Genomic DNA, 13166 nt, shown 5'->3' with positions numbered 1-13166 from the left:
CGCTACAATACCTTTAAAACTAACAGAAGAACAGCAAGAACTTACCTCAGCTATCATGAAGTTTTAGCTTGGGTGTCCCATCGCACAAAACAGGAAAAACACCAGATATTTATCAATCCCATTATATGTTTAGCTATTTTTAGCCAATCACCTATTAAAACCTATTTACATGCTCGCTTGGCTTGGACTACTTACGATTTTATTATTACTGTTTTTGGTGATGACCAAAAAGATGGCTGCAGTAGTAGCTCTGATATTGGTTCCGATTTTCACTGCCCTCATAGCTGGGTTTACATTTGAGATAATTGATTTTGTGACAGAAGGAATCAAATCTATAGCCACCACTGGGGTGATGTTTATTTTTGCTATCCTGTTTTTCGGTATTCTTACCGATGCCGGGACATTTAAGCCAATAGTGAAAAAGCTACTTCAATTTGCAGGGAATGATCCTGCAAAGGTTGCTCTTGCTACAGCTTTATTGGCCATGTTGGTTCATTTGGATGGTTCGGGTGCGGTTACATTTCTGGTGACGGTTCCTGCTGTATTGCCCCTGTATGACAAACTGAAGATGAAAAGGACTACTTTGGCTACAATCGTGGCCTTGTCGGCAGGAACCATGAATATTCTGCCATGGGGAGGGCCTACTATCCGCGCCGCTTCTGCACTTGATGTCCAGGTAACGACGCTCTTTAACCCTATTTTGATTCCTGTTCTTATTGGACTAATTACAGTACTTGTCATTGCATTTATTTTAGGAAAAAGAGAAAGGAAATCAGTTCCAGAAATAATTCAAATGGACCTTCCTGATACTTCTTCAGAGGTTCAATCTGAGCTGGACAGACCAAAAATGTTTTATCCGAACATTCTTCTCATCATCATTGCAGTCGCAATTTTAATCATTGGAATTGCACCACCTCATTTTATTTTTATAGTGGCATTTGCGTTGGCAATTACCCTAAATTACCCAAATCCCAAAATGCAGGGAGAAAGGATCAATGCGCATGCAAAGGCTGCATTGCTTATGGCAAGTATTTTATTTGCTGCAGGTTGTTTCATTGGGATACTAGATGGATCTGGTATGATTGACGCTATGGCGGAAGGCATGGTGTCACAAATGCCGGAAGCTGTGGGGAGCCATTTGGCAGTCATCACAGGATTGGTTTCCATGCCTGCAAGTCTCTTGTTTGATCCTGATTCATTTTATTTTGGCATTCTTCCCCTTATCGCCACCACCGCATCCCATTTTGGGGTTGATCCGATAGAGGTAGGCCGTGCTGCTATTATGGGGCAGATGACCACAGGATTTCCTGTGAGCCCATTGACAGGAGCCACCTATTTACTTATTGGTTTGACGGGGGTTGAGTTGGGGGATCACCAGAAAAAAACGATTCCTCTAGCCTTTTTGGTAAGCTTCATTATATTGATGATTTCTATATTAATTGGTGCGATAACTATTTGAAAATGAAAAAAATAAGAATTGGAAGTGGCGCTGGCTATGCGGGAGATCGATTGGAACCGGCATTAGAACTCATTGAAAAAGGGAATTTGGATTATATATGCTTTGAAGGCTTGGCTGAAAGGACGATAGCCATCGCCCAAAAAGCCAAAAAGGCAGATGGGAAAAAAGGGTATAATGAGCTTTTGTTGGACAGAATGCGAAAAGTACTCCCTTTGGCTTACCGCCACAAAACCAAAGTGATCACCAATATGGGGGCCGCAAACCCTATAGAAGCGATGAACGAAATAGCCCAATTGGCAAGAGCTTTAAATTTGGAAGGGTTAACCATTGCTGCCCTTACCGGTGATGATATCAGCGAACATATCCATCAATATTTAGAATCCCCTATTTTGGAAACAGGGCAGTCATTGGACTCTATAAAGGATAAGATCATTTCAGCGAATGCTTATTTGGGCTGTGATGGAATTGTGGAAGCCCTGTCCCAAGGGGCAGATATAATTATCACCGGTAGGGTGGCAGACCCCTCACTTTTCTTAGCACCGATGTTGTATGAATTTGACTGGAAGCAGGATGATGTTGAAAAAAGAGGTGTAGGTACATTGATTGGCCATTTGCTGGAATGTGCCGGTCAGGTCACAGGAGGTTATTTTGCTGATCCTGGTAAAAAAGAAGTGCCTGATTTGTGGAATTTGGGTTTCCCATTTGTGGAAGTTGACGAGGGAGGAAATGGTTTTATTTCCAAATTGGCAGATGCGGGAGGATTGGTCACCCCTGCTACTTGTACAGAGCAATTGCTTTATGAAATACACGACCCCGAACATTATATTACTCCTGACTGTGTGGCTGATTTTTCTAAAGTGATTTTTACCCAAATAGAAAAAAATAAGGTGGCTTTTAGTGGAGCAACTTCCAAGTTGGCAACAGATACCTTTAAAGTAAGTGTAGGTTACCAAAATGGATTTATCGGAGAAGGAGAAATCAGTTATGGAGGATCAAATTGCTTAAATAGAGCCTTATTGGCTAAAAGTGTTGTAGAAAAAAGACTTGAATTGATGCCATTTGAAATAAGCGACTTAAGGTTAGACCTGATCGGTATCAATTCATTATTGGATCAGGGTTTACCTAGCAGTGAACCTAAGGAGGTAAGGTTGCGGGTAGCAGGAAAATTATCAACAAAACAAGATGCCCAACGGCTTGCCAATGAGGTGGAAACACTATACACCAATGGTCCTGCCGGTGGCGGAGGAGCAACAAAACGTGTGGAAGAAATCATATCCATCGCTTCTATACTGGTGCCAAAGAATGACATCGTTACCAATATTCACTTCCAAAAAATTCAGGCATGATTTCTTACTATCGGCATCATACCCTTAGTAGTTTATCAGCCACTTGAGCTCACACCTGCTGATATGTGCAGGCGTGGCCATTGTAAAATAAAATTATATACAGATGAAATTGTGGGAAATAGCACATGTGAGAACAGGAGACAAGGGAAATATCAGTAATATTTCACTTACTGTCTATGACAAAAAAGATTTCGAACTGATAAAGGAAAAAGTAACAGCTGAAAAATTGAAAAGCTGGTACGGTGATCAGGTCAAAGGAGATATTCTTCGATTCGAACTGCCTCAGTTAGGGGCCTTGAATTTTGTTATGTTTGACGCATTGGGAGGAGGAGTGACAAGTTCTACTGCTTTGGACAAACATGGTAAAACCTTGGGAGCCTACTTATTGGAAATGCCTGTTTTTTAAGTGGCTGCTATGGTTCTATTTCTTCTATTTCTGAAATCCCTGTGGATTGATCTCCATTGGTCCATTGCCAGGCTTCTTTTAACCTGAGTATTCCATTCTCAGTGTAGTAAGGAATCGAGTTACATTTTCCTGTCCTTATTTCTCCGTGCCTGTTGATGTGCTGGTAAACCATGTCTATGTGTCCGGCTGCATCAACTTTCCCCAAAATATACCCTTTTTCTATATCTCCACCGCTGTATTGGGCATGAAGTATATTGCCTTGCTGATGGTAATGGAAAATGGTTGAGGCGGATGATTCACCATTCTCTGTGTTTTCTACAGCCTTGAATTTTTTATTGTTATAGTCCATATGCCAAGCATGATTTAATTGAATCCATCAAAACCGATTGTTTTAGCTATTTCCAAATATGAATAAAAAATGTTCAGCATTAGTGATTTTACTTCAAGGTGCTGAGAAGTTTTCTCGAATTAGGGGAGTATTCGGAATTTTGTCTGTGTGTTGAGTAGAGTAATTTTTTTTTTGAGACTATTCAGGTACAATTTATCAATTAACATTTTATGTATATCCGCTTTCATACCAGTAGAATCTAAATAATAGAATTAACCTGTGATTTCGAACCAATATCAATAAATTTCCAGCCGGCCTCCCGGAGAACAGGTATCTATTAGGATCCCTTTGCCAAAAAAACCTCGTTTAATTGATTAGAGGCATGATTGCGGATAATCATATAAATTTATTATGTCCAGTTATCGTATAGTTGGACAAAAAATTTAGTCATTTTTTTTAGCTCAAGCTTATTTTAAAAAGCTTTGTAGTATCATCTCACAAAAAACTCAGGTAAAAATATCTGGCTATAAAAAATCATTCAACGAAATGATTTCATCATAGTGTACTTTAGAAAGTAGTAGGTGTTTTAATCTTCTTAATAATTCAGGTTGACAAGGATAAAAATAGTACTTGCCATTATTCTTTTTTGGGTATTTGGATCAATAAGTGCTCAAAATCGCTCATATTCAATTGAAGTTTCAGCGGTGGTCGTTGATAATCTTCAGCTCATTACTGTACGTGATCTAGATCTGATCAACCCTGCTTTGCAGGGGGATTTGATAATTGTCAACCCCCTTACCAGCACTTTTGCAGGACAGTTCAAAATCCTAGGAAGCCCAAATAGGTCAATTCGAATCAACTATACCATAAGAGAATCATTGGTAGAGCAAAATGATGGTATAGGTGTAGTGCAAGCTGTTTATTCAATGACGACTGCTGTAGAAGATGTTCAGGCCGCTAGCTTCTTGTTGCCACAAGGCACTGCGAATGTATCTATCGGACCGACAGGAGAGGTTTTCATTTGGTTGGGTGCTGAATTTGATGTTTCCCAAGCCACACAGGGAAATTATCTTTCTCAATTTGTACTGGAATTTGAATATATATGACTGCAGGAAAAGCTATTCTTATTTTCTCATTTTCATTCATCCTTTTTGGATTTCCGGGAACTTCCTTTGGACAGCGGACAACTATTTCCACCTGGTCAGGAAGCGATGATGTTACAATTCGACCTATTGGTGTTGGCTATAGTAGTTTGAATTTTAATCAACGTTCGAATAAGATTACTGCGAATTCGGGTGCCATTTATGTTCGAAAAGAAGACGAAAACGTTGCGATTTTCGAAATAGAAGCTCCAAGTGAATTTCATCTTGAAATAAATATGGATTATACCCCTTACATGGCTAAAGAGGGAGATTTTTCCAAAGGACAGTCTATTCCGATGTCCCTTTATTTAGCCTATAACAATCAAAATGCACCAAATGAAATCGTTGCAAAAAAAGAAAGTATTGATCTGCCTGTAGGGGTTACAAGTATCACGATTCCGGTAAACAGTAAGTATGTGGATGCTTTTATGGCCTCTAATTCGGAGTATGGGATGAATTTCGAAAAACCCAAATCGCTGGTATACCTGTTTGTCTTTGGAACTTTGGGTCCGATCAGGTCAGTCTCCGCTGGAAATTATCATAGTCAAATTTCTATAAATGTAAATGTAGCCGGTGGGACGAATTGAGCATATTTTTCCTTTTATGATCTTAGCCTTTTTCATTTCAGGATTTGGAATGGCCCAAAATCAAACTCTTCGCATCAACATCGAATTACCCGCAGGTGTGGAGTTAAGATCAATGACAGGTGCGGAATCTGACGTAGGCAATGAATTATGGTCGGATTTGTATGGGAAAAACTATGCTATGATAGCAGAGGACGGTTCTTTATTACCTTTGAGATGGATTATGATTCAGACATATGAAAACAGCCAATTTTTGCTCGAAATAAAAAATCAGGATGTACCTGGCAAGCCGACCTTCATCTATTTTTTAAATGACAATACAAACAATTTACAGAGTGCTCAATCCTTGAAAGAGTTTCCAGCTTTGTTGAATTTTAATCAAAAGGGCCTGTTGATCAGAAATTTCAAGCCACGAAGAACTACTCTCAAAGCATGGTTAGGCTATTACGGAGAAAATCAACTTGAGTCTTTGCTTTTAGAGTATTTTTAGATTCCGATGTCCTATTGGGATCGATGGCAAAGGTTTACCTCTTGCGAAATTCATCAACTCAGATGGCGGAGTAGTTTAAAACCTTCCATTCTGTTCAAAAAGTGATTTTATTTACATTTAAATGCATTGTCTATTTTTACCTTTTTTAAAATCAAAAGAGGGAATTCTAATTTTTCTAATATTGCATCCCTGTTAAAAATAATTGGCAATACAGGACAGTTTACACAAAAAGCACTGTCTTTTGAGGTGTTAATTGTATAAACTCAAATCCAATTCGATTTCAAGTAAAAATAAAATGGCTGAAGGTTCTAAAATTCTTCAGCTTAGAATACCCAAGGCAGCCTTTCCCCACTTATGGACTACAACTTATACATTTTTGCTTCCGGTTCATTTTTATTATTGGGTTTTTCTATTCATATGCTTTTTACGAACATTGGTAATACCTATTTGAATAAATTATTGGCTTCCATGATGCTGATGCGTGGGCTTCAGATGATATATTTTATTGCTGTCAATACTGAGCAGACCCTCATTGTTTCTGTGTTATTTAACTCTTTAGGGCCTTTTCTATTTGTATTTGGTGCTTTTTTGTATCTTTATGTGAGAGGTTTTATCAGAGATGAAAGCAGATTACAGAAAAAGGATTTGATTCATTTTATGCCGTTTTTATTTGCTTTCATTGATTCCATACCTTGGTATTTATTGGATGCTGCCACACGGGCTGATTTTATTTCCGATATGATCACCCATCGAGCTTTTTTTATCAAGAATACTTTTGTGATTTTTCCATATCATACGACTTCATTGATTCGAAACGGATTATTGTTGACTTATTTCATTTTAGTATGGCGCATAGTACTCCGAACTGGGATTATAAAAAATAGGCGAAATAATCCGGTTTTAACGAATTGGATTTTATTCTTTGTGGTAATAACGACACTGTCAAATTTGAATTTATTGGTAAATTCTTTCATAAACATCTTCATAGGGTCTACAGCGAGCAATCTGTTTTTGAGTAATTTTAGGGTTTTTATTCAATCTACTATTTTGTTAGGTTTCCTTGGGTATCTTTTTTACAACCCTAAAGTATTGTATGGTTTTGTTTTCGTCTCAAAAGAATATGCTGTCCCAGGGAAATTAGCGGTCATAGAAACAGTTGATCTGAAACAGGAAGAAGAGCTTCTTGAAAATCAACAAACAGAAATCTTAGCAAATTCCCGAAAACAAACTCCAACTATCCATGAAGAAGAAATAGATAGGCTAAAAGCGCAAATGATCTCGATAATGGAAACTGAACAGCCATTTCTCAACCCTGATTTTTCCTTGGGAGATTTAGCCTATCAAATGAGTTTACCTCAGCATCACTGTTCCTATATTTTAAATGAATATGTTGGCAAGAATTTTAGGGAATGGGTCAACGAACACCGTGTGAATTTTTTCATTGAACATTACCCAAGTTTGATAAATACTCAGACTATTGTTTCGATTGCATTAGCATCGGGATTTAAAAATAAAAATACATTTTACAGTGCTTTTGAAAAAGTGACCGGTCAAAAACCATCTCAGTATTTCGGTAAATAAAATTTAGTCTGTTTTTTGTCTGGAATATCCAGCATTCTTATCCCTCTTTTCCTTGACTCCAGTATTTCATTGATTCTGAATAGCTATCAGAAATCTTAGCTTTTTCACGAACTGGTACCCATTAGACAATCACAGATTGCATTTGTCTTTTTGTCCAACTATCCAATAGTTGGACAAATCTTGGCTGCTATTTCAATTTATTTCAAACTGACTTATTGACTTTTGTACATCCCTTTTTTCCTATTCGTGACTCACATGAAAATAATAAGGGGAACAGAAAGTAACTCCAATAATCAATGAAAATTTATTTCAATTCATGAAAACAACAATCAAAACCTTTATCGCCGCCATACTCACAATAGGCTTCGGTTCATTCGCCATCGCACAGTCCGCGTCAATCTCTGCCAATGCAACGGTAATCAGTGAAATTGCAGTTGCCAATGTAAACAACCTTAGCTTTGGTACAGTGGTGACTGGACAAACCAAATCAATAAATAGCTTTGGTGATGTATCTGTATCCAATGGGCCTGCTCTAGGTACTACCAATAGGGGTGAATTTACTGTCGCTGCGTCAGCAGGTTCGGATGTAAGGTTGTCATTTACTTTACCCAATAACTTGACTGGGCCCGGTGCTGCAGTTTTGCCTATTGCTTTTACTTGGGAAGAAGGTGATTTTATGACCTTTGAAGAATACGGGATTAGGGTCATAACGCGGAGTGACGCTTTTTCATTTGTTGTTGACAACACATTCAGCTTTCCTGGAAATAGTTTCCCTACTTTTGAGGCGATACCGGGGACAAATTCGGTCAGGGTATTCATAGGAGGACAAGTAGATGCGACAAACGCTACTGCAGGCACATACACGGGAACTATCACGCTCAACGCTACTTACAACTAAAAGCTAGTCAAAAAAGACACCGATGGAAATACTGTCTTCTATCGGTGTTTTGATATTTATATCCCATGAAAATTATACTACTTTCTTCCCTTTTTGTATTGATTAGTTGGTCTGCCATAGCCCAGGTATCCCTAGCACCCACGACCGTATTTGCTGACGCCAATGGGATCGGTACGATGTATGTCTCCAATGGATCGGACAAGGCACAAGAGGTCAATATCAGTTTTCTATTTGGCTATCCGGGCAATGACCCCGAGGGAAATGTGGTGATGGTATATGATGATTCTATCCGGGCAGCGCAATCGGGTTTGGGCGATCGGATACGAACCTTTCCACGGTCTTTTGTATTGGAGCCCGGACAGCAGCAGACGGTGCGCTTTCAGATCCGTCCTGATCGTAGCAAGCCGGCCGGGACTTATTTTACCCGTGTCAAAATCCTTTCCGGTGAACAGACCGCTGCTGTAGAAGACCAATCTACAGAAGGCATCAGTGCACAAGTCAGCTTCAAGTTGGAGCAGGTGATTTCAGCTTTTTATAAGACTGGTGAGACCAGTACAGGTTTGGACTTCAGTAAGTTTGAAGCCGCAAAAAAAGAGGACGCCATTGTAGTGCATTCGGAATTTACTGTTTTGGGAAATTCTCCCTATTTGGGAAGTATTGAGGCACAGGTACGTTCTGCAGATGGAAAAGAAGTTGGTAGGCAAGAACAAACTCTGGCTTTATATTACGAAGGAATAAGAACCTTTAGCATACCTATTCCGGAAGACTTGGCATCAGGTACCTATGAGGTAGCGCTCACTTTCCAGACCAAGCGTTCTGATATTTCCGTTTCCGATTTGGTTTTTGCAGAACCAATCGTTAAAAAGCTGATGGTCAGTTTTTGACCTTTTTATTCAATCAAAGAACCGGTAAGATTCTTAAACGGAGAGGAACTAGTGCCAATATCAAAAGACCGTGCTTTGCAGTACGTTTATGTACTAGTGCTCTTTCTCGTATTTTTTGCCCTACCCCATAGGAGCTATGGTCAGCGTCAACCGGATGAAGAGGCTCTTTTGACATTTTCACATCCTTCGATCGGACAGTACTATATCAGTGTGGTGTTTTTTGGGGAGGTCGCGTACCTACCCCTTGGAGAACTCCTGAGCTTGACGGGTATTCCATCCACACCATCAACCAATAAATTTGGATTGCAGGGATTTTACCCGAGCCCCAAGGAAACATGGATGATAGATCCCTTGGCTGGATTGATCAGTCTTCAGGGTAAACCCGAAACCCTCCAAGCAGATGATTTCTACTTGGGCGAGCAAGACCTGTACCTTCCTCCTGGTTATTTTAGCAAGATTTTCGGCTTGGAATTTTCGGTTAATCCCTTCAATCTTTCTATTACAATGAAATCTCAGTATGCGCTGCCTATTGAAGAAAAAAACAAGCGCGAAGCACTTAGAAAAAAAATCCAATCCAATGTTGGAGGGCAGGAGCAGTCGGCAATGCGCTACCCACTTGAGCGGAAAATATTGGGGTTGGGGGTCTTAGATTACAGCCTCAACGTAGATAACTCTCCTGGAAGATCCAATGTAGGACTTCAAATGAGAGCAGGAGCGGAAGTCTTGGGAGGAGACTTTCAGTTCAATATGAATGGGAGCAAAAACAACTTAGGCCAGACCGTAAACCTATCCGGATTGAGGTGGAGGTATGTTTTGCCATCAGGCTTAGCCCCCGAAAAAAATGCTTTGCTAAGTAGTATCACATTGGGTCAAATCAGTACCTCGAGCCAGACTTCCAGTGCCCAGTTGACGGGTTTTTCCCTCAGCAATAACCCATTGATCCCGCGGCGGGAGTTGGACGTCTTTGTAATTGATGGTTACACCGAAAAAGACTCCGAGGTCGAGTTGCTGATTGGCGGTCAGTTGGTGGATTTCATGCGTGCAGATGAGGTGGGCTATTACCGCTTCAATGCACCGGTTACCTATGGGACTGTCCGTCTTACCTTGAAAATATACACTCCGCAAGGTGAAATACTCACCGAGGAGAAGCAGCTACAGATTCCTTTTTCCTTCCTACCAAAAGGATTTGTAGCGTACAATATTCAAGGAGGTAATCTGATGAATGCGCCCGATAGCTTAGCTTCTCACCTGTTGGGACATGCGGATATCTCCTTGGGCGTCAGTAATGCGGTTACTGTTCGAGCAGGCATGAGCTATGGGGATTATTTTGGAGCAGGTAGGACCTCGACTTCTTTTGGTGTTTCCACGCGTCTTTTTCAGCAGTATTTAGTGGACATAGATTACTTACCCTCACGATTCTATAGGGTCAATGCGAGTGTTTTCTATGCAAACAATATCAATATCACCGCGAGGACAACAGAATATTTCTTTGACCAACAGGAGGTAAATGGAGGTTCCAAGCCCCTTAGAGATGCCAATTTGAATGTTTTTGTTCCCTTCCAGCTATTTGGGAAGTTTTCTGGGATCCGAATTGGAGGAGAAAACATCTGGTTGCCAAACGGCTACAGAGGTAGTCTTCAAGCAGATTACAATTATCAAATAGGCAGAGTTGCCACCCGATTCAATTACCGTGCGCAGCTTGTGGGTTCAAGGATTGCCGCTAATTTATCCCCTGAGTTTACCCCGGGGATGCTGATCAGTTCTGTGACTTACTCCCTACCTAGAAGTCCGGGTTTACCTGTTTTTATCAAAGGGATGTTTTTGCGTGCCCAAGCGGCATACAATACCCAAACATCACAATTGTCTACATTCAATGTGGAGGTTTCTCAAACACTTTTCAAAAGTGGGAGATTCACAACGTCTTATGATCGGAATATCACGAACAAAAGTGGCGCAATCCAGGTTGGGTTTTTGTACGATTTTAACTTTATCCGCTCCGCTTCACAATACACCGGAAGAAAGGGAGATTACGCTATCAGACAAAGTTTGAGTGGTTCTTTGGCTTTGGACAATCAGTCCGGCAAATTGCTTCCATCAAATCGAGAACAGGTGTCTCGATCCGGGATTTCGGTCCGGTTGTTTGTGGATCAAAACGAAAATGGAGTATTTGATGAAGGCGAAGCGATCATCCCCGCGAAAGGAATTCGCTTGGACAAGTCGGCCAATATGCTTTTGGGATCTGACGGAATTCTAAGAATTACCCAGCTACAGAGCTATTGGGACTATAGATTGGAGTTAGACATCAATGCCCTGCCAGATCCTACCTTGGCACCTAAAGAAAAGGTATTTGGATTTATGGCAGATCCCAATCGGGTCAAATCAATCGATATCCCGCTCTACCGTACCGGGGTTTTGGAGGGGACTGTCCTTAGGGAGACAGCTGATGGATTCGAAGGAGTAGGAGGCTTACGGATAAGCTTGCAGCGCATAGGAGATGAAGAACCTTTGGATATGATTCGGACATTCTCAGATGGAGGCTATTATGCTTTTGGACTCTTACCCGGTAAATATACCCTAATGATAGACGCAAAGCAGCTGGAGTATATGAACGTAAGCGCAACGCCAGATTTATTGGAATTTGAAATAAAAGCCCTTGTGGATGGGGACTACCTAGAAGGATTGGATTTTGTATTGAAGGCGAAGGATTAGTTAATTGGAGTCCTTGTTATTCTTATTTAGTTTCAGATGTTCTGTAAAAAAACAGACTTCACCCACATTGCAGGTTTTCGCCTGAAAATATAAAATTTCAGTTTATTTTCTGGTTTTCACCTTCCAATTTACTTTCCCCCCTACAGTTAAATTTTCCCATGCTCTCTATAATGCTTTCTTTTGGTTTGTTGTGCAAAGAGGCATTGGATTTTGGATCTTAAGACCAGCATTTTACAGGATGTATTTCAAGTTTTCATTGCGCAAACATCCCCAGTCAGGAAAGCTGAGCGATTTCTACAGTCTGGTAGAGTGTTACCGTAATGCGGACAAATAGGGTATGCCACCTTACCATCCCGAACGTGGGCTTTATGGAGGATGTCAGCCCCAGGCAGCTCAACAAAATCCAAAAGCACATTAGCGATAAATATGAGCAAAAGACCTCTCTGTTTGATCAGGAAGATGATATTGCTGTCAAACAATATGTTGATGATTTTTTCCTACGTATCCTACCATCCCAAAAACTGGATATCAAGACGCCACAGAAGTTTTTACGCATGGTGGATATGGACACGCTTCAGCACAGCAATGCCCAAGAGATCGATGTGGAGTATCATACATGGGAGAAATTGAATCTCACACCCTTGCTGCTACCAATCGGTTTTAGCTCCGAAAATGCCATGCTTGCGGCAACACAGGTTGTGAGCAGAGCGGTATACCCTGTCTCCGAACTGAAAAACCTGCGCTGGATTAAGGGAAACTCCGCAGTGTGCGAACTTACTGGATACAAAAGTAAAACAGACCATGTGGGTTAACTTCAAATAGCTTAGCTCCCCAATTGGGGAGCTTTTTAGCGTTAGAGCTATTGAATAGTTTTTAGAACCGCCAGAATGGATTTTTCTAACAATAAAATATGAAAATTCGGTGATTTGCTATACTCTATCAAAACTCAATCATGTATTAAAGGCCCTTTAGAAGGTCAAATACTAAGTTTACTTAGGACAACAAGGAGACCAATTGATCATCGTTTTATAATTTTGGTGATTTCTACTTTTTTACTCGTAACTGCCCGAAGGATAGCCGTTCCTGGTAACCATGTGCGGATATTTGATTTTATATAATCATTACCAAATCATCATCTTATTCCTAGCTCTGGGGTTGTTATCTCTGAAAAGAGGGATGACTGCGAGGAACTCATGTGTGGTGTTCGGCAGTAGGAATGACCTGCTCATCGGGAGTTCATAGATATAGCCAATTCTCATTATTGGCAGCAGTACTCCCAGTTGGAAGTTGTTGGCATAATCAATTCTATGTCCGGCACCGACCCATATTTTTTCCATCA

Annotated in this window: 12 protein-coding genes and 1 pseudogene; 11 read left to right on the top strand and 2 right to left on the bottom strand. The window is 40.5% G+C overall.

The window, feature by feature from the left end; translation table 11 throughout:
• Positions 1-169: 169 nt before the first annotated feature.
• The 3 genes from CLW00_RS20960 to CLW00_RS20950 all read left to right on the top strand — a co-directional run bounded on the left by CLW00_RS20960 (position 170) and on the right by CLW00_RS20950 (position 3211).
• Positions 170-1459 carry a CitMHS family transporter gene (locus CLW00_RS20960; protein ID WP_106135675.1) on the top strand — a complete coding sequence of 430 codons (1290 nt, stop codon included), beginning with the start codon at positions 170-172 and terminating at the stop codon, positions 1457-1459.
• Positions 1460-1461: 2 nt separating this feature from the next.
• The gene (locus CLW00_RS20955; RefSeq protein ID WP_106135674.1) at positions 1462-2805 is read left to right on the top strand and encodes an acyclic terpene utilization AtuA family protein; all 1344 of its coding nucleotides are present in this window, start codon (positions 1462-1464) and stop codon (positions 2803-2805) included.
• Between the two features lie 103 nt (positions 2806-2908).
• Positions 2909-3211 (top strand): AtuA-related protein, encoded by a 303-nt coding sequence (locus CLW00_RS20950; protein ID WP_106135673.1) that lies wholly within the window; start codon positions 2909-2911, stop codon positions 3209-3211.
• Between the two features lie 7 nt (positions 3212-3218).
• Here the strand turns inward: CLW00_RS20950 and CLW00_RS20945 are convergent, their stop codons facing one another.
• Positions 3219-3560 (bottom strand): avidin-fold protein, encoded by a 342-nt coding sequence (locus CLW00_RS20945; RefSeq protein WP_106135672.1) that lies wholly within the window; start codon positions 3558-3560, stop codon positions 3219-3221.
• A 587-nt stretch (positions 3561-4147) separates the two neighbouring features.
• Here CLW00_RS20945 and CLW00_RS20940 point away from each other — a divergent pair.
• The 8 genes and pseudogenes from CLW00_RS20940 to CLW00_RS20905 form a co-directional block, all read left to right on the top strand.
• Positions 4148-4645 (top strand): hypothetical protein, encoded by a 498-nt coding sequence (locus CLW00_RS20940; RefSeq protein ID WP_245917446.1) that lies wholly within the window; start codon positions 4148-4150, stop codon positions 4643-4645.
• Positions 4642-5268, top strand: a complete 627-nt coding sequence (locus CLW00_RS20935) for a hypothetical protein (protein ID WP_106135671.1) — start codon at positions 4642-4644, stop codon at positions 5266-5268. Before CLW00_RS20940 ends, CLW00_RS20935 begins: the two co-directional genes overlap by 4 nt.
• A gap of 16 nt (positions 5269-5284) precedes the next feature.
• Positions 5285-5755, top strand: a complete 471-nt coding sequence (locus tag CLW00_RS20930) for a hypothetical protein (protein WP_106135670.1) — start codon at positions 5285-5287, stop codon at positions 5753-5755.
• A gap of 354 nt (positions 5756-6109) precedes the next feature.
• On the top strand, positions 6110-7336 hold the full coding sequence (locus tag CLW00_RS20925; protein ID WP_106135669.1) for a helix-turn-helix domain-containing protein: 1227 nt from the start codon (positions 6110-6112) through the stop codon (positions 7334-7336).
• A 316-nt stretch (positions 7337-7652) separates the two neighbouring features.
• On the top strand, positions 7653-8234 hold the full coding sequence (locus CLW00_RS20920; RefSeq protein WP_106135668.1) for a DUF4402 domain-containing protein: 582 nt from the start codon (positions 7653-7655) through the stop codon (positions 8232-8234).
• Positions 8235-8299: 65 nt separating this feature from the next.
• Positions 8300-9118, top strand: a complete 819-nt coding sequence (locus CLW00_RS20915) for a hypothetical protein (protein ID WP_106135667.1) — start codon at positions 8300-8302, stop codon at positions 9116-9118.
• A gap of 51 nt (positions 9119-9169) precedes the next feature.
• Complete coding sequence (locus tag CLW00_RS20910; RefSeq protein ID WP_245917444.1) at positions 9170-11827, top strand: fimbria/pilus outer membrane usher protein; 2658 nt, start codon at positions 9170-9172, stop codon at positions 11825-11827.
• A 238-nt stretch (positions 11828-12065) separates the two neighbouring features.
• Positions 12066-12612: pseudogene (locus CLW00_RS20905) on the top strand (IS1634 family transposase); the annotation flags it as partial.
• Positions 12613-12948: 336 nt separating this feature from the next.
• On the opposite strand, the gene CLW00_RS20900 reads toward CLW00_RS20905, so the two are convergent.
• Positions 12949-13166 (bottom strand): type IX secretion system membrane protein PorP/SprF (locus CLW00_RS20900; protein WP_146131472.1); only part of this gene is annotated, 218 nt, incomplete at its 5' end.

Origin of the sequence: Mongoliibacter ruber, assembly GCF_003003005.1 — a bacterium.
GTDB lineage: Bacteria > Bacteroidota > Bacteroidia > Cytophagales > Cyclobacteriaceae > Mongoliibacter > Mongoliibacter ruber.
The sequence above is the reverse complement of the archived record's forward strand: the minus strand, read 5'-3'. Positions and strand labels throughout refer to the sequence as shown.

Bases quoted from the DNA above. Each gene is read 5' to 3' on its own strand.
- CLW00_RS20960 (WP_106135675.1), top strand. From the start codon at position 170: ATGCTCGCTTGGCTTGGACTACTTACGATTTTATTATTACTGTTTTTG.
- CLW00_RS20955 (WP_106135674.1), top strand. From the start codon at position 1,462: ATGAAAAAAATAAGAATTGGAAGTGGCGCTGGCTATGCGGGAGATCGA.
- CLW00_RS20950 (WP_106135673.1), top strand. From the start codon at position 2,909: ATGAAATTGTGGGAAATAGCACATGTGAGAACAGGAGACAAGGGAAAT.
- CLW00_RS20945 (WP_106135672.1), bottom strand. From the start codon at position 3,560: ATGGACTATAACAATAAAAAATTCAAGGCTGTAGAAAACACAGAGAAT.
- CLW00_RS20935 (WP_106135671.1), top strand. From the start codon at position 4,642: ATGACTGCAGGAAAAGCTATTCTTATTTTCTCATTTTCATTCATCCTT.
- CLW00_RS20930 (WP_106135670.1), top strand. From the start codon at position 5,285: ATGATCTTAGCCTTTTTCATTTCAGGATTTGGAATGGCCCAAAATCAA.
- CLW00_RS20925 (WP_106135669.1), top strand. From the start codon at position 6,110: ATGGACTACAACTTATACATTTTTGCTTCCGGTTCATTTTTATTATTG.
- CLW00_RS20920 (WP_106135668.1), top strand. From the start codon at position 7,653: ATGAAAACAACAATCAAAACCTTTATCGCCGCCATACTCACAATAGGC.
- CLW00_RS20915 (WP_106135667.1), top strand. From the start codon at position 8,300: ATGAAAATTATACTACTTTCTTCCCTTTTTGTATTGATTAGTTGGTCT.